The 23,779-nt window shown below is 71.5% G+C and carries 19 protein-coding genes; 5 read left to right on the top strand and 14 right to left on the bottom strand.

Translation table 11 applies throughout. The annotated features are described in order from the left end of the window. Positions 1-126 precede the first annotated feature (126 nt). The 4 genes from ABD481_RS43285 to ABD481_RS43270 form a co-directional block, all read right to left on the bottom strand. Positions 127-1,773 (bottom strand): glycoside hydrolase family 13 protein, encoded by a 1,647-nt coding sequence (locus tag ABD481_RS43285; RefSeq protein ID WP_344671748.1) that lies wholly within the window; start codon positions 1,771-1,773, stop codon positions 127-129. A gap of 83 nt (positions 1,774-1,856) precedes the next feature. Continuing rightward, a complete protein-coding gene (locus ABD481_RS43280; RefSeq protein WP_344671747.1) occupies positions 1,857-2,738 on the bottom strand; it encodes a carbohydrate ABC transporter permease in 882 nt (293 codons plus the stop codon). A gap of 1 nt (position 2,739) precedes the next feature. After that, on the bottom strand, positions 2,740-3,684 hold the full coding sequence (locus ABD481_RS43275; RefSeq protein ID WP_344671746.1) for a carbohydrate ABC transporter permease: 945 nt from the start codon (positions 3,682-3,684) through the stop codon (positions 2,740-2,742). Positions 3,685-3,785: 101 nt separating this feature from the next. Continuing rightward, positions 3,786-5,231, bottom strand: coding sequence for an ABC transporter substrate-binding protein (locus tag ABD481_RS43270; RefSeq protein WP_344671745.1), 1,446 nt, complete (start codon positions 5,229-5,231; stop codon positions 3,786-3,788). A gap of 258 nt (positions 5,232-5,489) precedes the next feature. Here ABD481_RS43270 and ABD481_RS43265 point away from each other — a divergent pair, with 258 nt between their 5' ends. Together ABD481_RS43265 and ABD481_RS43260 are read left to right on the top strand one after the other, a co-directional pair. After that, positions 5,490-6,551 (top strand): LacI family DNA-binding transcriptional regulator, encoded by a 1,062-nt coding sequence (locus tag ABD481_RS43265; protein ID WP_344671744.1) that lies wholly within the window; start codon positions 5,490-5,492, stop codon positions 6,549-6,551. Between the two features lie 550 nt (positions 6,552-7,101). Next, entirely contained in the window at positions 7,102-7,758 is a 657-nt protein-coding gene (locus tag ABD481_RS43260; RefSeq protein ID WP_344671743.1) for a GntR family transcriptional regulator, read from the top strand. A gap of 15 nt (positions 7,759-7,773) precedes the next feature. Here the strand turns inward: ABD481_RS43260 and ABD481_RS43255 are convergent, their stop codons facing one another. Next, positions 7,774-8,973, bottom strand: a complete 1,200-nt coding sequence (locus tag ABD481_RS43255) for a CaiB/BaiF CoA transferase family protein (RefSeq protein WP_344671742.1) — start codon at positions 8,971-8,973, stop codon at positions 7,774-7,776. Between the two features lie 49 nt (positions 8,974-9,022). Between ABD481_RS43255 and ABD481_RS43250 the strand changes: the two genes are divergently transcribed. Together ABD481_RS43250 and ABD481_RS43245 are read left to right on the top strand one after the other, a co-directional pair. Next, entirely contained in the window at positions 9,023-10,198 is a 1,176-nt protein-coding gene (locus ABD481_RS43250; RefSeq protein ID WP_344671741.1) for an acyl-CoA dehydrogenase family protein, read from the top strand. A 131-nt stretch (positions 10,199-10,329) separates the two neighbouring features. Continuing rightward, positions 10,330-11,583 carry a D-alanyl-D-alanine carboxypeptidase family protein gene (locus ABD481_RS43245; RefSeq protein WP_344671740.1) on the top strand — a complete coding sequence of 418 codons (1,254 nt, stop codon included), beginning with the start codon at positions 10,330-10,332 and terminating at the stop codon, positions 11,581-11,583. A 31-nt stretch (positions 11,584-11,614) separates the two neighbouring features. Here ABD481_RS43245 and ABD481_RS43240 read toward each other — a convergent pair whose 3' ends face one another. The 9 genes from ABD481_RS43240 to ABD481_RS43200 all read right to left on the bottom strand — a co-directional run bounded on the left by ABD481_RS43240 (position 11,615) and on the right by ABD481_RS43200 (position 23,026). Next, on the bottom strand, positions 11,615-12,517 hold the full coding sequence (locus ABD481_RS43240) for an alpha/beta fold hydrolase (RefSeq protein ID WP_344671739.1): 903 nt from the start codon (positions 12,515-12,517) through the stop codon (positions 11,615-11,617). A 72-nt stretch (positions 12,518-12,589) separates the two neighbouring features. Continuing rightward, entirely contained in the window at positions 12,590-13,006 is a 417-nt protein-coding gene (gene msrB, locus ABD481_RS43235) for a peptide-methionine (R)-S-oxide reductase MsrB (RefSeq protein ID WP_344671738.1), read from the bottom strand. A gap of 148 nt (positions 13,007-13,154) precedes the next feature. Beyond that, positions 13,155-14,147, bottom strand: coding sequence for an NAD-dependent epimerase/dehydratase family protein (locus ABD481_RS43230; RefSeq protein ID WP_344671737.1), 993 nt, complete (start codon positions 14,145-14,147; stop codon positions 13,155-13,157). 165 nt (positions 14,148-14,312) lie between these two features. Then, the gene (locus ABD481_RS43225; protein WP_344671736.1) at positions 14,313-15,032 is read right to left on the bottom strand and encodes a response regulator; all 720 of its coding nucleotides are present in this window, start codon (positions 15,030-15,032) and stop codon (positions 14,313-14,315) included. A 143-nt stretch (positions 15,033-15,175) separates the two neighbouring features. Continuing rightward, positions 15,176-15,937, bottom strand: coding sequence for a LuxR C-terminal-related transcriptional regulator (locus ABD481_RS43220; protein ID WP_344671735.1), 762 nt, complete (start codon positions 15,935-15,937; stop codon positions 15,176-15,178). Beyond that, positions 15,937-17,841 carry a sensor histidine kinase gene (locus ABD481_RS43215; protein WP_344671734.1) on the bottom strand — a complete coding sequence of 635 codons (1,905 nt, stop codon included), beginning with the start codon at positions 17,839-17,841 and terminating at the stop codon, positions 15,937-15,939. The genes ABD481_RS43220 and ABD481_RS43215 overlap by 1 nt, the downstream gene beginning before the upstream one ends. 330 nt (positions 17,842-18,171) lie before the next feature. After that, positions 18,172-19,989, bottom strand: coding sequence for an ABC-F family ATP-binding cassette domain-containing protein (locus ABD481_RS43210; protein WP_344671733.1), 1,818 nt, complete (start codon positions 19,987-19,989; stop codon positions 18,172-18,174). A gap of 36 nt (positions 19,990-20,025) precedes the next feature. Then, complete coding sequence (locus ABD481_RS43205) at positions 20,026-20,589, bottom strand: Uma2 family endonuclease (protein WP_344671732.1); 564 nt, start codon at positions 20,587-20,589, stop codon at positions 20,026-20,028. Between the two features lie 37 nt (positions 20,590-20,626). Further along, on the bottom strand, positions 20,627-23,026 hold the full coding sequence (locus ABD481_RS43200; protein WP_344671731.1) for a DEAD/DEAH box helicase: 2,400 nt from the start codon (positions 23,024-23,026) through the stop codon (positions 20,627-20,629). A gap of 336 nt (positions 23,027-23,362) precedes the next feature. Here ABD481_RS43200 and ABD481_RS43195 point away from each other — a divergent pair, with 336 nt between their 5' ends. Beyond that, positions 23,363-23,704 (top strand): anti-sigma factor antagonist, encoded by a 342-nt coding sequence (locus tag ABD481_RS43195; protein WP_015796998.1) that lies wholly within the window; start codon positions 23,363-23,365, stop codon positions 23,702-23,704. Positions 23,705-23,779: the final 75 nt, after the last annotated feature.

Genomic DNA, 23,779 nt, shown 5'->3' with positions numbered 1-23,779 from the left:
GCGGCACCGCTCGGCACCGGCTGTCCGGCCGGTGCTTTCCGACCCGCGGGAAACCTGACCGGAACCGCGGGACGGAAATTCTCTTACTTCACAGGAGCCTGAGCTCTGTCGGACAGGCTCGCGCGGTCAGCTCTCCTCGCGCGCGATCCACACCGCGGTGTCGGCCGGGATCCGGCCGTCCTCGGCGAGCGGGCCGCTGGCCAGCAGCACCCGGCCGGCCACCGGCTGGGCGGCCGGCTCGGCGCCGAAGTTCACCACGCACGCGAAGCCCGCGCCGCGCTCGAAGGCCAGCACGTCGGCGGGCGCGTCGAGCCACGCGAACGGCGCGTCGCCGAGCCCTTCGATCTCGTGGCGCAGCCGCAGACCGTTGCGGTACAGCGACAGCATCGAGCCCGGGTCGGCGGCCTGGCCCTCGACCGTGTAGCCCTTCCAGGCCTCCGGCTGCGGCAGCCACGGCGGCTCGGTCGCGCCCTCCGGGCTGAAGCCGAACGGCGGCTCCGGGCCGGACCACGGCAGCGGGACGCGGCAGCCGTCCCGGCCGGGATCGGCCGGGTTGCGGCCCTTGCGCTCCCACATCGGGTCCTGGCGCAGCTCGTCCGGGATGTCCTCGACCTCCCACAGGCCGAGCTCCTCGCCCTGGTACACGTACACCGAGCCGGGCAGGGCCTGGGTCAGCAGCGCGGCGGCCCGGGCCCGGCGGGTGCCCAGGTCCAGGTCCACCGGCCGGCCGAGCTGGCGGGCGTAGATGGCGAAGGAGGTGTCCTCGCGGCCGTAGCGGGTCACCACCCGGTCCACGTCGTGGTTGGACAGCACCCAGGTGGGCGGCGCGCCGACCGGGTCGTGCAGGCTCAGCGTCGAGTCGATGACCTCGCGCAGCTTGTCGGCCTCCCAGGCGCAGCCCAGGAACGGGAAGTTGAAGACCGTGTGCATCTCGTCCGGGCCCAGGTAGCGGGCCAGGCGGGAGGCGTCGGGCAGCCAGATCTCGCCGATCAGCACCCGGTCGCCCGGGTAGGAGTCGGCGACCGCGCGCCAGGCGCGGTAGATCTCGTGCACCTCCTCCCGGTCGGTGAACGGGGTGTCGTCGCCGTCGGCGACGTCCGGCAGCGCCGGATCCTTCACCGGCAGCGCCGCGGAGTCGATGCGGAAGCCGTCCACGCCGCGGTCGAACCAGAACCGCAGCACCGACTCGAACTCGGCGCGCACGTCCGGGTGCTGCCAGTTCCAGTCCGGCTGCGCGGCGTCGAACAGGTGCAGGTACCACTCGCCGGGCTGCCCGTCCGGCTCCACCACCCGGGTCCAGGTGGACCCGCCGAAGTGCCCCTCCCAGTTGGTCGGCGGCTCCGCGCCGTCGGCCCCCCGCCCGGGACGGAACCAGAACCGCTCCCGCTCCGGCGACCCGGGCCCGGCGGCCAGCGCCGCCTGGAACCACGGGTTCGCCGAGGAGGTGTGGTTCGGCACGATGTCGATGACGATCCGGATGCCCAGCGCGTGCGCCTCGGCGATCAGGGCCTCGGTCTGTTCCAGATCGCCGAACAGCGGGTCGATCACCCGGTAGTCGGTGACGTCGTAGCCGGCGTCGGCCTGCGGGGACAGATAGAAGGGGTTGAACCAGACCGCGTCGACCCCGAGGTCGGCCAGGTGCGCCAGCCGCGCGCGCACGCCGGCCAGGTCGCCGACGCCGTCGCCGCTGCCGTCGGCGAAGCTGCGCGGGTAGATTTGATAGATGGCGGCGGAGCGCCACCACGGCGCTTTGGATTGTTCCAGCGCGGACACGGGGAACCTGCTCTCTGTTCTCGAAGCAGACGCGAATGCGACGCGTGAGGATAAAACGACAGGAAACGAAACTCAGGGTCCTGTCAGCCCTTGACGCCGCCCACGGTCAGGCCGGCCATGATGTTGCGCTGGAACACCAGGAACAGGATGATCGTCGGGATCGAGGCCAGGAACAGGCCGCCGACCAGCGCGTTGTCCGGCATCGAGGTGGCCGCGGTGTTGACCCCGACGTTCAGCGTCTCGTGCGCCGGCACCGTGATCAGCGGCCACAGGAAGTCCTTCCAGACCGCCACCACCGCGAAGATCGACACCACCCCGAGGATCGGCCGGGAGATCGGCAGCACGATCCGCCACAGCGTGCGCAGCGGTCCGGCCCCGTCCACCGCGGCGGCGTCCAGCAGGTCGTTGGGGATGGAGTCGAAGAACCGCTTGAGCAGGAAGACGTTGAAGGCGTTGGCGACCGTCGGCAGCCAGATCACCCAGGGCGTGTTCTGCAGGTTCCAGTGCACCAGCGGCAGGTCCAGCACCGTCAGGTACTGCGGTACCACCAGGGCGGCGGCCGGGATCATCATCGAGGCCAGCATCGCGCCCAGGATCCAGTTGCCGAAGATCGGCCGCAGCTTGGACAGCGAGTAGGCGGCCGCGACGCAGAAGATCAGCTGGAACAGCAGCGCGCCGCCGGCGTAGACGACGGTGTTCCACAGCAGCTGCGCCATGTCCAGCCGGGTCCAGGCCAGCCAGAAGGCGTGGGTGGACGGGTGGTGCGGCACCAGCACCGGCGGGTTGGCGACCAGCTCCTGCGAGGTCTTGAACCCGCCGGTGGCCATCCAGACCAGCGGGCCGATGAACACCAGGGTCGCCAGTACCAGCGCGATCGTGGTGAAGGACCAGTACAGCCGCTTGCCGCGGGGCGTCGCCAGCTGGGTGCGGGATATCAGGGTTCGAGTTGTGGCTTGCGCGGCCATGTCAGTCCTCATTCCCGCGGCGCTCGATCCAGACGTACAGGGCCGAGAAGCACGCCAGCACCAGCAGCATGATCACGCCGAGCGCGGCGGCGGTGTTGAACTTGTTGTAGTTGAACGCGTAGTTGTAGAGCAGATAGACGATCGTGGTCGTCGAGCCCTCGGGGCCGCCGCCGGTCAGCACGAAGGCCTCGGTGAACATCTGCATCGTCGCCACGACCTGGAGCATCAGCATCAGCGACAGGATCAGCCGGGTCTGCGGCACGGTCACGTGCCAGACCCGCTGGACGATGTTGCAGCCGTCCAGCTCGGCGGCCTCGTACAGGTCGCCGGGGATGCCCTGCAGCGCGGCCAGGTAGACCAGTGTCGCCGAGCCCATGTTGCTCCAGGTGGAGACCACCACCAGGGACGGCATCGAGCTGGACTTCGAGCCCAGCCACTGCGACTTGGGCAGGTGCAGCCAGTGCAGGATGTCGTTGAACAGGCCGAAGCCGGGGTCCATGAAGTAGCGGAACAGCAGGATCCCGGCCACCGGCGGCAGCATCACCGGCAAGTAGACCAGGATCCGGAAGTAGCCCTGCGCGTGGCGGAACTCGTTCACCACGATCGCCACGATGAACGGGGCCACGAACCCGAAGACCAGCGCCAGCGCGGTGAACTCCAGGGTGTTGCGCCAGGCCTTCCAGAACTCGGGGTCGTTCACGATCTGGCGGTAGTTGGCCAGCCCGACCCAGCTCGTCTCCCCGCGGTGCACCCGCTGGAAGGACATGATGATCTCGCGGATCATCGGGTACCAGGTGAACAGCGCGAAGCAGAGCAGTGCGCCGAGCAGGAAGGCGTGGGCCCGTGCGTTGCGCGCTATCGCCCGCCGCAGTTCCCTCCAGGCGCGCCCGCGTCCGCTGGGGACGGTGCCCTCGCGCACCCGCTCAGGGGCCATGACATAGGCCATCGTTGTCGACTCCTCGTAGTGCGGTGCCGGCCGGGCAGCCACCGCGGGGCGGCCGGCCCGGGTCCCTCATACCCGGGCCGGCCGGCCCCGCCTTCGGGTGGCTACTGGTTGGCCAGGACCTGGTTGACCTGGGATTCGGCGTCGCCCAGGAGCTTGCCCGGGTCGGCGTTGGCGTCCGTCATGGCCGCCGACATCGCGGTGTCCAGGACCTTGTAGATCTGCTGCGCCGCCGGCGGTTCGAGGACCGGCGGGATCGGGTTGTTCACGAACGGCGTGTACTGCTCGACCGGCAGCGTTGCGGAGGTCTTCAGGTCCGCCTGAACCTGGGTCATCTGCGGGGAGGTCGGGTTCCAGAAGAACTTCTGCGGCAGGCCGATCGCGACCGGCTTGTCCGTCGAGGCCAGCGCCTTGGCGCGGGCGAAGTCGAACTGGCCCTTGCCCGGGGTCAGGTACTGGAAGTCGATCCAGGCGATCAGCGCCTTGACCTGGTTCGGGGTCAGGCCCTTCTTGAAGTAGTACACGTCGCCGCCGGCCAGGGCGCCGGTGGCCGGGCCCGCGGCACCGGGGATCGGGCCCATGCCGTACAGGTTCTTGTCCGCGCCGAGGACCTCGACCAGGTGCTGGATCACGTCCGGGGCGCCGATGAACATGCCGACCTTGCCGGTGGCCAGGGGCGGGAACGCGGCGTCCCACTTGGGCACCGGGGTGGCGCCGATGCCGCCGTCCTTGCGCATGTTGATCAGGCGCTGCAGAACCTGCTTGCCCTGGTCGGAGTTGAACGCGGCCTTCTTGCCGTCGTCACTGACCACCTTGCCGCCGAGGCTGTCCAGCTCCGAGGCGAAGTGCCAGCCGCCGGTGTTGCCGCCGCTGTAGTCCTGGTAGCCGGTGATCCCGTTGCCCAGGGCCGAGATCTTGGCCGCGTCGGCCTGCAGCTCGTCCCAGGTCGTCGGCGGCTTGTCCGGGTCCAGGTTGGCCTTCTTGAACAGGTCGCGGTTGTAGATCACGCCTTGCGTGTAGTAGTTGATCGGCAGTGCGTAGGTCTTGCCGTTGTCCTGCATGTTCTGCTTGACGCCGGGCAGCAGCTGCGAGAAGCCCGGGAGGGTCTGGTCGTTGACGTACGCGCTGATGTCCATCGCGTCGCCGGAGTCCAGGACCTGGTTCTTGTCGGTGAAGTAGGCGTGGAAGGCGCCGGTCTCGTTGTGCGCCTTCAGCATGGCCGTGAACTGCGGCGGGTCCTCGACCTGGCCGACGTACGGCTTGGCGTTCACCGTGACGTTCGGGTACAGGATCTTGAAGGCCGCGAGGTCGTCGGCGTAGCTCGCCTTGTTCGCCGCCTGGTCCGCACCCGGCGCGCCGTCGATGGTGATGGTCACCGTGGCGTTGGGGTCCAGCGGCTTGCCGTCGGCGACGCCGTCGGCGTTGGAGCTGCCGCCCTTGTTCGCGGTGTCGGTGCCCTTGCTGGTGCTGGAGGAGCAGGCCGTACCCGTGATGGCTATACCGGCCGCCACAACCAGCGCGACCACCATGCGTGATCCGTTGCGTTTCATGCGTGTAACCCCTGACTCGAGGAATGGGGATGTGCCGTGCCGCTGTCATCCGGCGTGCGGCAAAGGTACAGCCGTCAACAGGCGCCTGCAAGAGTCTGATGAAACATTGGAAGAACACGACTGGGTTACGAATGATCCACTGCCGCTCCGGACGGCCGCTCGCCGACGGTGTCAACAGTTGCACATCGATCTAGGATTCTTGCGCCAGTTGATGGGAACCCATCGCATTCTTGCTGTTTCCTGCTCTACTCTTGCGCCATGACGAGCAGACTCGCCGAGGTGGCGCAGAAGGTGGGGGTCTCCGAGGCGACCGTCAGCCGGGTCCTCAACGGCCGGCCCGGTGTCTCCGAGGCCACGAAGACCGCGGTGCTGACCGCCTTGGACGTACTGGGCTATGAACGCCCCACCCAGCTGCGCGGAGAACGTGCGCGCCTCATCGGCCTGGTGCTCCCCGAGCTCCAGAACCCGATCTTCCCCGCCGTGGCCGAAGTGGTCGGCGGCGCCCTGGCCCAGCGCGGCTTCACGCCCGTGCTGTGCACCCGTACCGCCGGCGGCCTGTCGGAGTCGGACTACGTGACGATGCTGCTGGACCAGCACGTGTCGGGCGTGGTCTTCGCCGGCGGCCACTTCGCCGAGGCCGACGCCCCGCACGAGCACTACCACCTGCTGCGCGAGCGGGGGATACCGGTCGTGCTGTTCAACGCCGCGGTGGAGCACCTGGAACTGCCGCAGGTCTCCACCGACGACACCGTCGCCGTCGAGCAGGCCTACGGCCACCTGGCCTCCCTGGGCCACGAGCGCATCGGCCTGGTGGTCGGCCCCGAGGACCACGCACCGTCCGTGCGCAAGCTCGATGCCTACCGTGAGCAGTGCGCGCGGCACGGACGGCCGGTGGACGAGGACCTGATCGAGCACGCGATGTTCGCCCTGGAGGGCGGGCACGCCGCGGCCACCCGGCTGCTGCGGGCCGGCGCGACCGGCATCGTCTGCGGCAGCGACCCGCTGGCGCTGGGCGCGATCCGCGCGGTGCGCCGCGCCGGGCTGCGGGTGCCGCAGGACGTGTCGGTGATCGGCTTCGACGACTCGGCGTTCATGAACTGCACCGACCCGCCGCTGACCACGGTCCGCCAGCCGATCGAGGCCCTGGGCCGGGCCGCGGTGACGCTGCTGGTCAACCAGATCGAGGGCGCGCGGGTGGCGGCCGAGGAGCTGCTGTTCGAGCCGGAGCTGGTGGTGCGCGGGTCGACGGGATCGGTCGTGACGCGGGCGGTGGCCGGGGTCGCGACCGTCGGGGCGCAGGCCGGTTCGTCGGAGGACTGACCTATAGGGGTTGATCTGCCGACGGTCGGGTGCGGCGATGTCGAGTTCTTTGCACAGCAACCTCAAGGCACTGTCTTGCAAGGAGGATTGTCGTAGGGGGACGGGCTCGCGGTGCCGCGGATTGCTGACGGGCGTCCGCAAGGTGTTGCACCGGCGCGGTGGACGGGACGGGGAACCGGGGTCGGACTTTGGTCCCGGTTTGGCCGTGGAGCACCGGCAACGGTGGTTTCGACGGCTGTGCAAGAGCCTTGCCGACGGCCGTCCGCGGCCGTCGGGCGGTTGTCGGGAGATCGTCGGGAGATCGTCGGGTGAGCGTCAGGCAATCGTCGCGCAACGGCCGGGCGGTTGTCGGGAGATCGTCGGGCGGTTGCCGGTGGGATGTCGGGCGGTTCTCGGGCGGTTCTCGGGCGTTTGTCGAGCAGCCGGCGGGCGATCGGCGTCCGCGGAATCGGCCGGACCTTGATCCCGGGCCCCGTGCTACCGTTTTGGATCCAGTCCGACCCCCCGGGTAGTCCCCACCCCCCGAACGTACCCCTGCCGGAGGCGCACCGTGCCCGAGTCGGCCACCCGTCCGCCGACCGCGCAGCAGTTCGTGTTGGCCGAGGTGCGGCGCGCCATCACGTCGGGGGAGTTGCGGCCGGGCGCTCCCATTCGCCAGGAAGCCTTGGCCGAACGGCTTGAGGTGAGCCGGGTTCCGCTGCGGGAGGCGTTGAAGACGCTGCAGGGCGAAGGGCTGGTCGTCTACCTGGCGCACCGCGGGTACCGGGTCGCCGAGTTGTCGATGGCCGACCTGCGCGAGGTGTACCGGCTGCGCGAGCTCCTGGAGGCGGAGGCCGTGCGAGCGGCGGTGCCGCTGCTGGACGAGAAGACCTTCGCGGAGCTGGAGGCGGCACAGGCAGTGGTCGAGCGCGCGGCCGAGGACGGCTCGATCGAGGAGATGGCGCGCGCCAATCGACGGTTCCACTTCGCCTTGTTCGAGGCCGCCGCGATGCCGCGGCTGGTACGGATCATCGGCACGCTGTGGGATAGCACCGATGCGTATCGGTCCTTGTACTACACCGGAGAAGAGAACCGCCGGCACGTGGTGGCCGAGCATCGCGCCGCGCTGGCGGCTTTGCGGGCCAGCGATCCCGAGGGCGCGGTGCGGTGGTTCGACCGGCATCGGGCCGCCGCGGTCGAGGTGTTGGCCGGGCAGTTGGAGGAGTAGGAGAAGGCCGTTCACTCACCGGCCCGGTCCGGCGATGCCCTTTCCCAGCCACTCCCGCACCGTTTCCCCGTCCGTGTCCAACCGCGGCGGCGCCGCCCAATACACCGCCGGCGTCCGCTCGAATCGCACTGGATGCGCACTTTGTCGCATTCCCTCCACCTCGACCACGGCCTCCAGCTTCAGGGCTTCCGCGAGTCCTAGCGCCCCGGCCACGTCGTTGATCGGGCCGCACGGCACGCCGGCCGCGGTCAGTTTCGCCGTCCAGATCTCCGAAGTCGCCGTCGCCAGCCGGGCGTCCAGTTCCGCCGCCAGCGCCTCGCGGTGGGCGACCCGCGCCTCGTTCGTCGCGAACCGGGCGTCGGCGGCGAGGTGCGCGAGGCCGAGCGCTGTGCACAGGCTGTGGAATTGGCGGTCGTTGCCGGCCGCGATCACCATCGGGCGGTCCGCGGTGTCGAAGACCTCGTACGGGGCGATGCTCGGGTGGCGGTTGCCCATCGCCCGCGGCACGGTCCCGGCCCCGAGGTGCGCCGAGGTGTGGTTCACCAGGCCGGACAGCAAGGAGGTCAGCAGGGACACGCTGATCCGCTGGCCCTCCCCGGTCGAGTCGCGGTGGCGGAGCGCGGCCAGGATGCCGAAGGCGGCGTGCAGGCCGGTGATCACGTCGACCACGGCCACGCCGGCCTTCGTCGGGGATCCCGGCTCGCCGGTCACGCTCATCAGGCCGCCGACGGCCTGGGCGAGGAGGTCGTAGCCGGGGAGGGCGGCGCCGGGGCCGTCGCCGAAGCCGGTGATCGAGCAGTGGACCAGGCCGGGGTTGGCCGCCCGGGACGCGGCGGCGCCGAGGCCGAGGCGGTCCATGGTGCCGGGCAGGAAGTTCTCCACGACGACGTCGGCCCGCCGGATCAGCTCCCCGGCCAGGGCGGCGTCGTCCGGCGCGTGCAGGTCCAGCGCCACCGACCGCTTGTTGCGGTTCACGGACAGGAAGTAGGTCGCCGTGCCGTCCGGGGCGAACGGCGGGCCCCACGCCCGGGTGTCGTCGCCGGTGCCCGGACGCTCCACCTTGATCACGTCGGCGCCGAGGTCGGCGAGCAGCATGGTGGCGTAGGGGCCGGCCAGGACCCGGCTGAAGTCGGCGACCAGGACGCCGGACAGCGGACCAGGGCCCTGACCGGAGCGCTCCGGACCCGGAAGCGGGGGAGCGAGGGGGCCGTTCATGGCGGCCACCATACTGGATCCAAAATCCATTCTGTGGTGGAGTGATCCCATGCCCTCGAAGCCTGTCTCCCCGCTCGGCCTCTTCGCGATCGACGACCTCCTCAGCGACGAGGAACGCGCCATGCGCGACCTGGTCCGCGCCTACGGCGCCCGCGAGCTGCGCCCGCACGTCGCCGACTGGTTCGAGGCCGGATCCCTGCCGGCCCGGGACGTGGCCCGCGGCCTCGGCGCGCTCGGCGTCCTCGGTATGCACCTGCACGGCTACGGCTGCGCCGGAACCAGCGCCCTGTCGTACGGCCTGGCCTGCATGGAGCTCGAAGCGGTGGACTCCGGCCTGCGGTCGCTGGTGTCGGTGCAGGGCTCGCTGGCCATGTACGCGATCTGGCACTACGGCTCCGAGGAGCAGAAGGAGCGGTGGCTGCCGCGGATGGCCACCGGGCAGGCGATCGGCTGCTTCGGGCTCACCGAGCCGGACTTCGGCTCCAATCCGGCCGGGATGCGGACCACCGCCAAGCGGGAGAACGGCGGCTGGGTGCTGAACGGCACCAAGATGTGGATCACCAACGGGTCGGTGGCCGAGGTCGCGGTGGTGTGGGCCGGGACCGAGGACGGGATCCGGGGGTTCGTCGTGCCCACCGACACGCCCGGGTTCAGCGCGCCGGAGATCACGAGGAAGCTCTCGCTGCGGGCCAGCGTCACCAGCGAGCTGGTGCTGGACGGCGTGCGGCTGCCCGGCGACGCGCTGCTGCCCGGCGCCGAAGGGCTGTCCGGTCCGCTCGGCTGCTTGGACGAGGCCCGGTTCGGCATCGTCTTCGGGGCCCTCGGTGCCGCGCGCGACTGCCTGGAGACGGCGATCGCCTACGCGCGGGACCGCGAGGTCTTCGACCGTCCGCTGGCCGGCTTCCAGCTCACCCAGCAGAAGCTCGCCGACATGGCGCTGGAGCTGGGCAAGGGCATGCTGCTCGCGCTGCACCTGGGCCGGCTGAAGGACGCCGGGCGGCTGGACCCCCGGCAGATCAGCCTCGGCAAGCTGAACAGCGTCCGGGAGGCGCTGGCGATCGCCCGGGAGTGCCGGACCATCCTGGGCGCGAACGGGATCACGCTGGAGTACCCGGTGCTGCGACACGCCAACAACCTGGAGTCGGTGCTCACCTACGAGGGCACCAGCGAGATTCACAGCCTGGTCGTCGGACGTGCGCTGACGGGGATCTCCGCCTTCGCCTGATCCGCCGGAGCGGCGGCGCCGCCGCTCACCCGCATCGGTTCCGGCCTTGCCGGTCGGGCGGTTCCGGCCAGGTAGCCTGATCGCCTTGCGTATCTTGGGGGACAAGAGATCGGACCCCTAGTGTGTGGACCGTGCGGAGGAACAGAGCGCTGATGTACGGAGTTCGGCAACCGGTGATCCGCCGGGGATTCATCGGCACCGCCGCCACGGGGCTGCTCTGCTTGGTCGCCGTCGGCGTCCTTGGAACGGCCGGGACGGCCGCCGCCGCACCGCCGGCGACGCCGACCACCCCGGCCACCCCCACGCCCAGCCCGGTCGTCCCGGCGGTGGCCGCTCCCGGCACGCCGCCGATCCCGGTCGAGGTGAACGCCGGCGCGTTCGTGCTCGCCGACCAGGCGACCGGCGTGGTGCTCGCCGAGCGCGCGCCGCACCAGAAGCTGCGCCCGGCCTCCACGCTCAAAGTGCTGACGGCGCTGGCGCTGCTTCCCAAGCTGGACCCGGCGGCCGTGCACGTGGCCGTCCCGGAGGACCTGACCGACTTCGCCAAGAACGAGCCCGGCGGCAGCGCGGTCGGGGTGAAGCCGGGGCTGTCCTACCGGGTCTCGGACCTCTGGAACGGCGTCTTCCTGCGCTCCGGCAACGACGCGGTCGCCACCCTGGCCCGGATGGCGGGCGGCGTTCCGGCCACCGTGGACCTGATGCGCCAGACCGCCCAGCGCCTGCACGCCGACGACACCACCGTGGTCAACGCCGACGGCTACGACGCCGACGGCCAGCTCTCCAGCGCCTACGACCTGGCCCTGATGGGCCGCGCGGGCCTGCAGGACCCGGGGTTCCGCGCCTACTGCTCCCTCCAGCGCGCGCAGTTCCCGTCGGTCAACGGCACCACCTACGAGATCGACAACGAGAACCGGCTGCTCGGCAAGTATCAGGGCATGATCGGGGTGAAGAACGGCTACACCTCGCTGGCGCACCACACGTTCGTCGGCGCCGCGACGCGCAACGGCCGCACCCTGGTGGTGTCGGTCTTCGACGCCGGCACCGACATCTACCAGCAGACCGCCAAGCTCCTGGACTGGGGCTTCGCCGTCGCGCCCGGCACGACCGGCGTCGACCAGCTGACCACGCCGGACCCGCTGCCGCACTCCACGGTCCCGAACGAGCAGCTGCCGCCGCCGGACGCCGCGCACCGGAAGGCGTCGCCGGACGACCCGAACGCGCCGTCGCCGCTGCCGTCCCAGGCCGCGGCGGCCCCGGGCAAGCGGGAGGACGGCAGCCTGGTCGGCGACGTCTTCCGGACGCTGCTGTACATCGTGCTGTTCTTGGTGCTCGCGGTCGTGGTGCTCCGCGCGCGGGTGCTGCTGCTGCGGCGGCGGAAGGGCTGACCGGCAGCGCTCAGTTGTCCGCGGACGCCCGCTAGTTCAAGGACGCCCGCTCGTTCAAGGACACCAGGAACTCGTCGACCAGCGGCGCGATCTCCGGCAGGCTCTCCTCCAGGGCGAAGTGCCCGGTGGCGAAGACATGCAGCCGGGCGTCCGGCAGGTCGCGCAAGTAGGCCCGAGCGCCCTCGACGGTGAAGAAGGGGTCGCCGTCGCCCCACAGGATCAGCGTCGGCGGCCGGTGCTCGCCGAGCCAGCGCTGCCACGCCGGGTAGTGCTCCACGTTGGTGTGGTAGTCCAGCGCGAGGGCGATCTGGGCGGCGTCGCGGCCCGGCAGGTCGAGGTAGTGCTGGTCGAGGGTCCAGCCGTCGGGGGACACCACGCTCGGGTCCGTCGTCCCGCCCTCGTACTGGGAGCGGGTCACCTCCTCGGTGAGGATCTGGCGGACCCGGTCCTCGGCGCCCGGGACACCGGGACGCTCGGTGATCAGGCCCTGGGCGATCTCGGACAGGCCCTCGGTGTAGGCGTTGGCGTTCTGCACGACCAGCGCCGAGATCCAGTCCGGGTGGCGCTCGGCCAGGCGGAAGGCGACCGGGCCTCCGTAGTCGAAGACGTACACGGCCAGGCGGCGGCCGGCGCCGGCCAGGCCCAGCGCGGTGACGAAGCCCTCGACGGCGTCGGTGAGCGTCTCGAAGGAGTACTCGAAGCCGTCGGGCACGACGGTGCGGCCGAAGCCGGGCAGGTCCGGGGCGATCAGGTGGTGGTCGTTGCCCAGGGCGTCCATCAGGCGCCGGTACTGGTGCGAGGAGCTCGGGAACCCGTGCAGCAGCAGGACCACCGGCGCGTCGGCGCGCTCGGGGCCGGTCTCGCGGTAGAAGACGCCGATCCCGGATATGTCGACGGTGCGGTGCTTGACCACGGGAAGACTCAGTGCGCTCATGGCGACCATTCTAACGGATGTTTTGCTTCCATGCGTTAGAAGGTGAGGTTGGCATCGCCGCTGCCGGCGGGATCAGGACATGAAGCTCGACATCGACTCCCGCAGCAGCAGTCCGATCGAGTTCACGCAGTACCGCCAGCCGCCGAGCTCCTCCGGCGCGTCCTGGAACAGGAAGCCCAGGTGCGAACCGCACACCGAGCACCGGATCTCGGTGCGCAGCATGCCCTGCGACCGGTCCTCGTACTGCTCGATCAGGTCATCGGCCAGCGGCGCCGAGAACGCCGCCCACCCGCATTCCGCGTTGAACTTGTGGTCCGAGCCGAACAGCGCGGTGTCGCAGCCCCGGCACTGGTAGATCCCCGGGTCGTCGTTCTCGACGTAGGCTCCGGACCAGGGGTTCTCGGTTCCGAACTCGCGCAACGTCCGGTAGGCGGCCGGCCCCAGGTGTTGCCGCCATTCTGTCTCCGTGCGCTCGACCTTGTACGCCATGTAGTCGAGCCTACTCACCGAGCGCTCGCGCGCCAGAGTTTTGAGAAGGCGTTACCCGCATGAGCCCTGCCCCGGCGCGCCCGGGTGCGGCCATCCGGAGCAGGGCATATGCGTGGGCGAACGGGTATTCGGGCACTGCTTCCGGCGGTCAGCGGGCCACGGGTTCCGCGGCCGCCTCCAGCGCTTCGAGCGCGGCGAGCCTGCGCTCCTCCGCGACCATGGCCGCCAGCCCTTCCCGCAACGAGACTTTCGGCGCGTAGCCGAACCCCTCGCGCGCGACGGTGATGTCGGCCCCGGTGTCGTGCACGTCCCCGGGCTGCCTCGGCCCCGGCACCGGGATCACCGGCGCCCCGACGGCGGCGAGCACGCGCAGCACCTGGTTCATCGAGACCCGGTGCGCGCCGCCGATGTTCGCCACGCCGGTGAACTCCGCCACCGCCGCGCCGATCAGCGCCTCGACGACGTCGGCGACGTAGGTGAAGTCGCGGGTCTGCTCGCCGTCGCCGAACAGCTGGAACCCGGTGCCCCGGACGGCCGCCATCACCAGCCGCCGGAACGCCATATCAGGACGCTGACGCGGCCCGTAGACCGTGAAGAACCGCAGCGACGCCGTCGGCAGGCCGAAGGCGCGCCGGTACAGCTCGCACAGGTGCTCCCCGGCCAGTTTGGTGACGCCGTAAGGCGAAACCGGCTGCGGCCGCAGGGTCTCGGTCGTCGGATAGGCCTGGGAGTCGCCGTATACGGAGGACGAGGACGCGTAGACCAGCTTGCGCAGCGTCGGCACTTCCCGGGCCGCCTCCAGCAAGGCCTGCGTCGCGTCGATGTTGGCGCGCGTGTAGACCGTGAAATCCGAGCCCCACGACCGTCGCACCCCCGGCTGCCCGGCGAGATGGAAGACGCAGTCGGCGCAGTCCAGGCGTTCCTTGAGCGGTGCGGAGTTCAGGTCCTCGGCGTGGAAACGGAAAGTGCCGCCGGACTCGGCGGCGGTGGCGTGGACGGCGGCCAGGTTCGCTTCTTTGCGGCGGACGTCGTAGTAGTCGGTCAGGGCGTCGATGCCGACCACGTGGTGGCCGTCGCGCACAAGGCGTTCGGACAGGTGGGAGCCGACGAAGCCGGCCGCCCCGGTGACCACCGCGCGCATGGTTTCCCTTCCCTGGAGCCACGTGTCGGGGTGCTCAACGACGCGCTGTGCTCAAGGTACTGCGAAGGGTCAAGAGATGGTCGGAAACGGCGAAAGGCGCCGGGAAGCGCTGTGGGCGCGCCGGGAAAGGTGCTAAGGGTGCGCGGTTCGATGCGCTGTCGCCCGTTACCGTTCCTCGCCGATACCGGCGCGCCGCGCCACCGCCACCGCGGCCAGCGTCGAGTGCACGCCGAGCTTGCCCAGCACGTTCTGCATGTGGGTCCGGACGGTGTTGGGGGACAGGAACAGGTGCTGCGCGATCGCCGCGCGGGTCATGCCGGAGACCATGCACTGCAGGACCTCGCGCTCGCGCGGGGTCAGGGCGCCGACCAGCGTCTCGTGCTCGTTGCGTTCCTGCTCGGCGGCCATCAGGTCGGTGAGCACGTAGGTGAGCAGGCGGGGCGGGATGTGCGTCTCGTCGCGCAGGACGCCGCGGACCACCTGGAGCAGGTGCTCGACCGAGCCGTCCTTGGCCACCCAGGCGTTGACGCCGCCGCGGACCGCCTCGGCGACGCGCTTCTCCTCCTCGCCGGCCGTCACCATGACGATGCGGACGTCGGCGTGCGCCGCGCGGATCTCGGTGGCGAAGCGGATGCCGTCGCGCCCGTCGAGGTCGACGTCGAGCAGCACCACGTCCGGGCGCCGCTCCTCGATCAGCCGCCGCGCGCCCTCGATGGTCGTGGTCGCGGCCACGCCGAACCCGGGCTCGGCCCGCAGTCGCGAGGCCAGGGCCTCGGCGAAGGTGCGGTGGTCGTCGACGACCAGGATCCGGACCTCGCCGAGGCCGGTGCCGTCGAGCCGCTCGTCCAGGCGGTCCTCGAGTCCGAGGGCGGAGGCGTCAAGCATGTCGCCATCTTCTCCCGGGGACCGGTTCGGCTCCACCACCATGCGGTTGAGCCCGTTCTACTCCAAATGACGTAGACGCCGATCTGGACGCCGGCCGTGTGGTCGCGCAGCGTGAGCGAAGGGGGCCGATCCGTGACCGACGGTCACTGGCCGACCCCGAGGCGGTCCACGGCGCCGACCCGCGCCACGATCGCCGAGGCCTCGACCCGGGAGTGGGCGCCCAGCTTCACCAGGACGTTCTGGACGTGGGTGCGCGCCGTGGACTGCGCGATGTCCATCGCCCGCGCGATCTGCTTGGTGGACTCGCCCTCGACGATCCGGCGCAGCACCTCGCGCTCGCGCGGGGTGAGGTAGCGCAGGGTGCGCTCGGCCTGGTCCACGTCCGGGGCCTTGAGATGGCGCACGGCGGCGCGCAGCAGCTCGGGGTCGACCGCGACCTCGCCGCCGGCCACCCGCTCCAGGATCTGCACGATGCCGTCGATCCGCTGATCCTTGCGCGTGAACCCGGAGACGCCCAGGTCCAGCGCGGCGCTGACGATCGCCGGATCGTCGGTGGCCGAGACCATCAGCACCTTGGTGCGCGGGTGCCGCTCCAGCACGGCCTGCGCCAGCTCCAGGCCGGCGGTCACCATCCGGCTGTTCGGCCGGGACACCGGGAACGCCTGCTCGCCGACGCTGGACGGGGCCAGATGCGGGGCCCCGGCCTGGCTCAGGCGCTGCGCGACGGCCATCGGGAAGTGCACGTCCAGCATCAGGATGTCGGGGTCCAGCGACGCCACCGCGGCCAGGCCCTGCGCCGGGGTCGAGGTGACCGCCTCGACCTGGTAGCCCTTGGCGGTCAGGGACGCCGCGAGGGACTCGGTCAGCAGGGTGTGGTCGTCGCAGAGCACGATCCTGGTGGGCATCAGAAAGCGCCTCCTGGGAGCAGGGAGAGCTGGACCGAGGCGACCGGGCGCAGCGCCGAGGCCGGAATCCGCGGCGGGTGGGTCAGATCGGCGCGGGAGGGCAGCGGGGGGAGCTGGATGGCCGCCAGGGCGGTGTCGTCCTGGCCGGTCGAGGTTATCCGGACCGGCTCGGGGGCGGTGGGGTCGGTGGGGTCGGCCGGGTTGGTGGGCTCGGTGGAACCGGCGGTCGCGGCGGCGATGGCGGCGGGCTCGGCGACCACCGGCGTGACGCCCGAGCGGCGCAGCGCCGCCTCAAGCGCTTGAGCGGGCCCGGCGAGGGCTTCAGGGGTCTGCGTCGCCGACGGCGGCTCCGGGGCCGTCTGGCGGGCCCACAGGGGCGTCGCGTAGCCGGTTTCCATCTCCTGCCGCGCCGCCGGGTACATCCGGCTAGGCGCGCGGAAGACGTCGAACGCGGCCAGCAGGTCGGAGGTGTCCGGTTCCTCAGAACCTTGAGGTTCGTCGGTGCTGTCCGGCCATCCGGTGCTCTCCGGCCAGTCGCCGCCGTGCGGCTCGTCGGGCGCGTCGAGGGCGGCGGGACCCGAAGGCGGTGTGCGCCCGGGGGCGCCGATCGCGGTCTGCTCCGGGACCCGGCCGATCGCCACGGCCTGCGGGACCGCGCTGATCCGGGTCGCGAACGCGTGGCCGCCGCTCACTCCGGCCGCGTCGTCGTCGGGGCCGTCGAACTCCTCGAACTCGTCGATGTCGTCGATGTCGTCCAGGTCGTCGAACCCGTCCAGGTCGTCGAACCCGTCGAAGCCCCCGGCCTCGAATTCCACGTCGTCGAAGTCCACCAGCGCCCGTCGCAGGCCGCCGGCGGCCAGCTCCTCGGCCAGGGCCGACAGCGAGACCTCGCCGTGCAGGGTGCGGGCCAGTTCGTCGTCGGCGCGGAGCGGACGGACCGGGGTCACCGGCAGCACCAGCCGGATCAGGGCGCCGCCCAGCGGGCCCGCGGCCACCTCCACCGAGCCGCCGGCCGCCTCCACGGTGCGGCGCACCACGGCCAGGCCCAGGCCGTGGCCGGCCGGGATGTTGCCGAAGCCGGGACCGCTGTCGTCGACCTCGATGACCGCGCGCTCGCCCTGGCCGGTCTCGAAGCGGCGCACCGTCACCTGGACCCGCCCCGCCCCGCCGGCCGCGCGGGTGCCGTTCGACAGCACGTTGCCCAGCGCCCGCTTGAACAGCACCGGGTCCACCGTGACGTGCAGCGGCTCCGCGGCGGCGGCCAGGGTTATCCGGCCGCTGAAGGTGGCCCGCCAGCGCTCCACGGACTCCGCGGCCAGCCCGGCCACGTTGCACGGCACCGGGTCGCCGAGGCCGTCGACGCCCTGCTTGGCGTCGTCCAGGAACTGGCGGACGGTGGCGGATATGTCCTCGGTCTGGGTCATGATCTCCTGGAGCACGTCCCGCACCCGCTCCGGGACGTCCGGCCGCATCTCGGCGGCCGAGGCCAGCATCAGGATCGCGGCCACCGGCTGGCGCAGGTCGTGGCAGACCTCGCGGACCCGCTCCAGCGGGATCGCGGTGCCGCCGTGCGCGTAGAGCATGGCTTCGCGGCGGTGCGAGCCCTGGTACGCCTCCAGTTCCGCGCCCGGGCCGGCGTCGGGCGGGCCCGCGGCCGGGCCGCCGACCGCGCCGACTGTGCCGACAGTGCCGATCGCGCCGACCGCGCTTCCGGCGCCGCCCGGCCCGATCCCGGCCCGGCCGGCGGCCTCGGCCGCCTGCTGGGCGCGCAGCTCGCGCAGGTCCAGCAGCACCGTCTCGTCGGTGCCGCGCAGGTACGGGTCCGGCGGCGCCGCGGGCTCGCCCCCGGTGCTCGGTCGGGCTACGTCAGGCGGTGGAGGCGTGGCCTCCGTCGTCGTACTCATGCTCGTCCCCCACCCCCGGTGCCGCGGGCGCTCCGGGCCGGGCGGGACGGCCGGAGCGACGGGCGCGGGGCCCCCGCCGACCGCCCGTGCGCGCTGCGTGCCACCGCCCCTCCCCATGCTCCGGTCCAGCCGTCGATCTGCCGGCCCATCGTCAACATACGCCGGTGAACACCGGGTGACCAGGGAGGGAACCGCGGATCCCGCGATGGGGTGACGAGTCCCGGAGAAGGCTTGCCGGCCCTCCCGTACCGCCCTCCCACCCCGGACCTCCGGCGGACCCGAGCGGGCCACCCGGCCGGTTCCCCGGCCCGGTCCGAGGTCCGCCGCCGGCTATGCGGAGAGTGAGAGCCACTCATCCTCCAGACGGAGACGTTCCTCATGCAACTCGCGTAGCTTAGCGTCCGCCTCGGCCGCCGCGAGATAGTCTCCCCCAATTCGGGAGAGCTCCTCGTGCAGCTTCGCCTCGGCCTCGGCGATCTTGTCCAGGCGCCGCTCGATGCGGGCCAGCTCCTTCTTCGCCGCCCGCTGATCCTGTGCGCTGGTACTGCCCTTCATCTGATTGGACGGCTGAGAGGGGGATTTGGTTGTACGCGTTTCGGCCGAACGTGCGACCCGCTGTTCGCGGTACGCCAGATACTCGTCCACACCGCCCGGCAGCAGCCTGATCCGCCCGTCGCCGTAGAGCGCCGCCACCCGGTCGGTGGTGCGCTCCAGGAAGTACCGGTCGTGGCTGACCACCAGCAGGCTGCCGGGCCAGCCGTCGAGGATGTCCTCGAACGCGGTGAGGGTGTCGATGTCCAGATCGTTGGTGGGCTCGTCGAGCAGCAGCACGTTCGGCGCGTCCATCAGCAGCCGGAGCAGCTGGAGCCGGCGCCGCTCGCCGCCGGACAGGTCGCCGACCCGGGTCCACTGCTTCTCCCCGGCGAAGCCGAAGCGCTCCAGCAGCTGCGAGGCCGTCAGGGTCTTGCCCTTGCCGATGTCGACCGAGGAGTGCACCTTCTCCACCGCCTCCAGCACCCGCCAGGTCGGGTCGACCTCGGCCACCTCCTGCGACAGGTGCGCGGGCTTGACGGTGACGCCGGCGACCACCCGCCCGGAGTCCGGCTTGGCCTCGCCGAGCAGCAGCCGCACCAGCGAGGACTTCCCGGAGCCGTTGACGCCGATCAGCCCCAGCCGCTCGCCGGGGCCGAGCTGCCAGGTGACGTCCTTGAGCAGCTGCTTGCGCTCCACGCCCTCGCCGACGGCGTAGGAGACGTCCTCCAGCTCGTAGACGGTCCGCCCCAGCCGGCCGGCCGCGAACTTCTGGAGCTCGGAGGGATCCCGGACCGGCGGCTCGGCCGCGATCAGCGCGTTGGCCGCGTCGATCCGGAACTTCGGCTTGCTGGTCCGCGCCGGCGCCCCGCGCCGCAGCCAGGCCAGCTCCTTGCGCAGCAGGTTCTGCTTGCGGTCCCACTCGGCGTCGGCCTGCCGCTGCCGCTCGGCCCGGGCCAGGACGTAGGCGGAGTAGCCGCCGTCGTAGTCGAGCACCTGCCCGTTGACGACCTCCCAGGTACGGGTGGTGACGGCGTCCAGGAACCAGCGGTCGTGGGTGACGGTCAGCAGCGCCGGCTTGGCGACCGCCAGATGCCGGGCCAGCCACGCGATGCCCTCGACGTCCAGGTGGTTGGTGGGCTCGTCCAGCAGCAGCAGGTCGTGCTCGCTCATCAGGGCCTTGGCCAAGGCCACGCGCCGCCGCTCACCGCCGGACAGCGGCCCGATCCGGGTGTCCATGCCCTCGGGGAAGTTCGGGAACTCCACGCCGCCGAACAGTCCCTCGACCACGTCCCGCACCCGCGCGTCGGCCAGCCACTCGTGATCCGGCTGGTCGGCGACCAGCTCGTGCCGGATCGTGGCCCCCGGATCCAAGGTGTCGTGCTGCCCGACGAACGCCACCCGCAACCCGCCGGTGTGCGTGACCCGCCCGGAGTCCGGCTCGTCGAGCTTCGCCAGCACGCGCAGCAACGTCGACTTGCCGCCGCCGTTGCGCCCGACCACCCCGATCCGGTCGCCCTCGGACAGACCGAGCGACACTTTGTCGAGGAGCGTACGGGCGGTGTAGGCCTTGGTGACGTTCTCCAGGTTGACGAGATTGACCGCTTGGGGTGCCATTCCGACAACGCTACCGGGTGGTGGCGGGGGCGGCGGTCAGACGTCCGCGAGATCGATCTCGACGGGGAAGCCGAGGCTGGTCTTCACGGTGTCTTCGAAGATCCCGGTGCCGCGGTAGGTGTTGGTCGCCTCGTCGAGCACATAGGTGTGGACGACGGGAGCTCCATGCTCGATCTCGACGCGCCAGTAGTACCGGATGCCGGCAGCCGCGTACTCGAGCGGTTTCACCATTCGGTCGGTGCTTTCCGAACCGGGGGAGACGACCTCGATCACCGCCGGCACGGCTTCCCGGGAAAGGCGGCGGTCGCGGGGAGACTCTGCCCGGTAGACGACGACGTCGGGCCGCCGATTCAACAGCGGGATGTCACGAAGCCGGAGGTCGACGTCGAAGGTGGTGCGCCAGGTCGGGCCACCCGCGGCCTCGATGACGTTCGCGATGCGGCGGACCACGTCATTGTGGAAGAGGCTGGGGCGCGGGCTCATGTGCACCATTCCGTCGACGATCTCGATGTTCCGGCACAGGTCTTCCGGCATGGCGTCGTACTGCTCGGCGCTTATCTGCTCGTGCATCCAGGAGTAGTCGACCGTCTCCACGGACATGGCTCCACTCCTTCCCGCCAGGATCGTCGTGACCAGCCTAGCTTTCGCTGTCGGTGCTCGGTACGCCCGAAAGGACCAAATTGAGCAACCGCCCCGCCCCCGCCTTGTCCAGCGGGTTGTTCCCGTTCCCGCACTTCGGCGACTGCACGCACGACGGGCAGCCCTCCGCGCACTCGCACGCCGCGATCACGTCCCGGGTCGCCGTCAGCCACGCCACCGCGGCGTCGTAGGCGCGTTCGGCGAAGCCGGCGCCGCCGGGGTGGCCGTCGTAGACGAAGACCGTCAGGCGTTCGGTGTCGGGGTGCAGCGGGATGGACACGCCGCCGATGTCCCAGCGGTCGCAGGGGGTGAACAGGGGGAGCAGGCCGATGGAGGCGTGTTCGGCGGCGTGGGCGGCGCCGGCGCTCATCGCGGTGTCGAGTTCGGCGTCGCGCAGGGCCGCGGGGTCGACGGTCCACCAGACGGCGCGGGTGCGCAGGATGCGTTCGGGCAGGTCCAGCGGTTTGGTCTCGATCACCTGGCCGGTGCCGGCGCGGCGCTTGAGGTAGGAGACCACCTGGGTGCTGACCTCCACCGAGCCGAAGTGCAGGGAGGCGTCGCCCCAGTCCTGGGACTGCTCGGTGTCCAGGATCGTCACCTGGACCACGTCCCGGGCCATGGTCGTGTAGTCCGGGTTCGCGCGGTGCACCAGCGCTATGTTCCGCTCCAGGTCGAGCTTGTCGACCAGGTAGGTGTGCCCCTGGTGCAGGTACACCGCGCCGTCGTGGACGGTCGAGTGCGACGCGCCTTCGTCGACGGTGCCGAGCAGGCGGCCGGTCCTGTCCTCGACGATGCGCACCGGGACGCCGCCGGTGCCGCGCAGGTCGGTCAGCGCCGACGGCCGTTCGCGGCGGGTCCAGTACCAGCCGGTGGGCCGGCGGCGCAGGTACTCGCGGCGGGTCAGGTCCGAGAGCAGGGCCTCGGTGCCGGGGCCGAACAGGGCCAGGTCGGTGTCGGTCAGCGGGAGCTCGGCGGCCGCCGCGCACAGGTGCGGGGCCAGCACGTACGGGTTGTCCGGGTCCAGGACCGAGGCCTCGACCGGCCGGTCGAAGATCGACTCCGAGTGGTGCACCAGGTAGGTGTCCAGCGGGTCGTCGCGGGCGATGAGCACGGCCAGCGCGCCCTGCCCGGCGCGCCCGGCCCGGCCGGCCTGCTGCCACAGCGAGGCCCGGGTGCCCGGGAACCCGGCCATCAGCACCGCGTCGAGCCCGGCGACGTCCACGCCGAGTTCCAGCGCCGTGGTGGCGGCCAGGCCGACCAGCGCGCCGTCGGCCGCCGGATCCATGTGCAGCGCCGCCTCCAGCGCCCGCCGCTCGCTTTTCAGATAACCGCCCCGGTAGGCGGCGATGCGCCTGCCGTATCCGGCGTGCCGCTCCTCCAGGTGGTCCCGGGTCTGCATCGACACCTGTTCGGCGCCGCGCCGCGAGCGGGTGAAGACCACCGTCCGGACGTCGGCCAGCACCAGATCGGTGAGCAGGTCCGCGGCCTCGGCCGTGGCCGAGCGCCGCACCGGCGCCCCGCGCTCGCCGACCAGCGTGGTCAGCGGCGGCTCCCAGAGGGCGAACACCAGCGGGCCGCGCGGGGAGGAGTCCTCGGTCACCGCCGAGACCTCGACGCCGGTCAGCCGGGTCGCGGAGACCGCGGGGTCGGCGGTCGTGGCCGAGGCCAGTATGAAGGTCGGACTGGCGCCGTAGCGCTCGCAGACCCGCCGCAGCCGCCGCAGCACCGCCGCGACGTGCGATCCGAAGACCCCTTTATAGGTGTGGCACTCGTCGATGACGACGTAGCGCAGCCGCCGCAGGAACGAGGCCCAGCGGGCGTGCCCGGGCAGCATCGAGTAGTGCAGCATGTCCGGATTGCTCAGCACGTAGTTCGCATGCTGACGCACCCAGTCCCGGGCCTCGGTGTCGGTGTCGCCGTCCAGCAGCCCGGCCCGCAGCCCCGGCAGGTCCAGCCGGGTCAGCCGCCTGAGCTGGTCGGCGGCCAGCGCCTTGGTCGGCGCCAGGTACAGCGTGCCGCCGGCGTTCTCCCGGATCGCCGTGAGCGCCGGGAGCTGGAAGCCCATCGACTTGCCCGAGGCGGTGCCAGTGGCGAGCGTCACATGCCGCCCGGCGCGCGCCGCCTCGGCCGCCGCCACCTGGTGCCGCCAGGGCCGGTCCACCCCGCCGGCCTCGCGGAACGCCCGCACCACGGCCTCGTCGGCCCACTCCGGCCAGTCCCCGTGCTCGGCGTCCCGGGCCGGGACCACCCGCACGTGCGTCACCCGTTCCGCCCGCGAGGCGGGAACCGAGATCAGCCGTTCCAGCGTTTCCGGGATACCGGAGGCGCCCGGCGTCGCGTCCGGTGTGGACACACCGACCGCGCCGGGGTTTTCCTGGTAGGGAGGAGTCGGCGACATCGCAGACCAGTATCCGGTACGGCGCGAGCGGCACGGGAGAGATCCGCGGACCTCGGGCGGCGATCGGGGACCCGGCGGGGTCCGGAGGAGTCCGGCGCCGCGCGGCCGGCGGAATTCGCCGGCGGCGCGCGGGCGATCCGGTGCCGGGATCAAGCCGCCCACCGGCGGCGCAACCGGCACCATTCGAGGGCACTTGCCGCGAATCGTGGCCGAGTGTCACCCCGAGGTGATTGACTGTGCTCAAGCCCTGACCCGGGCGAGGCTGTACTTTGTGTTGCCGAGGACACACCTTTTCACCCCCGCCACGGCGGGAAGGCACCGTTTTGGAGGCCGGCAGTGGACCTGAAGCTGGAGACGCGAGACGAGAACGGCCGGACGATCGTCAAGGTCGGCGGGGAGATCGACGTGTACACCGCCCCCAAGCTCCGCGAGCAGCTGGTCGAGCTGGTCGGCGCCGGGAAGTACCACCTGATCGTCGACATGGAGGACGTCGACTTCCTGGACTCCACCGGTCTGGGAGTGCTGGTCGGCGGACTGAAGCGGGTGCGGGCGCACGACGGCTCGCTGCGCCTGGTCTGCACCCAGGAGCGGATTCTGAAGATCTTCCGGATCACCGGACTGACCAAGGTGTTCCCGATCAGCGACAGCGTCGAGCAGGCCGTCACGGCCGTCGACTAGTCGGCGGCGGGCCGGCGGGTTCGGCGGCGTCCGGCGCGGCACTCCCTCGTGCGGTCCGACGAGGGCGGCCGGGCC

Origin of the sequence: Catenulispora yoronensis, from assembly GCF_039531695.1 — a bacterium.
Taxonomy (GTDB): Bacteria; Actinomycetota; Actinomycetes; order Streptomycetales; family Catenulisporaceae; genus Catenulispora; species Catenulispora yoronensis.
The sequence above is the reverse complement of the archived record's forward strand: the minus strand, read 5'-3'. Positions and strand labels throughout refer to the sequence as shown.

Excerpts from the sequence above, each read along its gene's own strand:
- ABD481_RS43205 (WP_344671732.1), bottom strand. The coding sequence starts at position 20,589 with ATGTCCGTGGAGACGGTCGACTACTCCTGGATGCACGAGCAGATAAGC.
- msrB (WP_344671738.1), bottom strand. The coding sequence starts at position 13,006 with ATGGCGTACAAGGTCGAGCGCACGGAGACAGAATGGCGGCAACACCTG.
- ABD481_RS43280 (WP_344671747.1), bottom strand. The coding sequence starts at position 2,738 with ATGGCCGCGCAAGCCACAACTCGAACCCTGATATCCCGCACCCAGCTG.
- ABD481_RS43215 (WP_344671734.1), bottom strand. The coding sequence starts at position 17,841 with ATGAGTACGACGACGGAGGCCACGCCTCCACCGCCTGACGTAGCCCGA.
- ABD481_RS43250 (WP_344671741.1), top strand. The coding sequence starts at position 9,023 with ATGCCCTCGAAGCCTGTCTCCCCGCTCGGCCTCTTCGCGATCGACGAC.
- ABD481_RS43270 (WP_344671745.1), bottom strand. The coding sequence starts at position 5,231 with ATGAAACGCAACGGATCACGCATGGTGGTCGCGCTGGTTGTGGCGGCC.
- ABD481_RS43255 (WP_344671742.1), bottom strand. The coding sequence starts at position 8,973 with ATGAACGGCCCCCTCGCTCCCCCGCTTCCGGGTCCGGAGCGCTCCGGT.
- ABD481_RS43220 (WP_344671735.1), bottom strand. The coding sequence starts at position 15,937 with ATGCCCACCAGGATCGTGCTCTGCGACGACCACACCCTGCTGACCGAG.
- ABD481_RS43265 (WP_344671744.1), top strand. The coding sequence starts at position 5,490 with ATGACGAGCAGACTCGCCGAGGTGGCGCAGAAGGTGGGGGTCTCCGAG.
- ABD481_RS43230 (WP_344671737.1), bottom strand. The coding sequence starts at position 14,147 with ATGCGCGCGGTGGTCACCGGGGCGGCCGGCTTCGTCGGCTCCCACCTG.
- ABD481_RS43200 (WP_344671731.1), bottom strand. The coding sequence starts at position 23,026 with ATGTCGCCGACTCCTCCCTACCAGGAAAACCCCGGCGCGGTCGGTGTG.
- ABD481_RS43275 (WP_344671746.1), bottom strand. The coding sequence starts at position 3,684 with ATGGCCTATGTCATGGCCCCTGAGCGGGTGCGCGAGGGCACCGTCCCC.
- ABD481_RS43225 (WP_344671736.1), bottom strand. The coding sequence starts at position 15,032 with ATGCTTGACGCCTCCGCCCTCGGACTCGAGGACCGCCTGGACGAGCGG.
- ABD481_RS43210 (WP_344671733.1), bottom strand. The coding sequence starts at position 19,989 with ATGGCACCCCAAGCGGTCAATCTCGTCAACCTGGAGAACGTCACCAAG.
- ABD481_RS43240 (WP_344671739.1), bottom strand. The coding sequence starts at position 12,517 with ATGAGCGCACTGAGTCTTCCCGTGGTCAAGCACCGCACCGTCGACATA.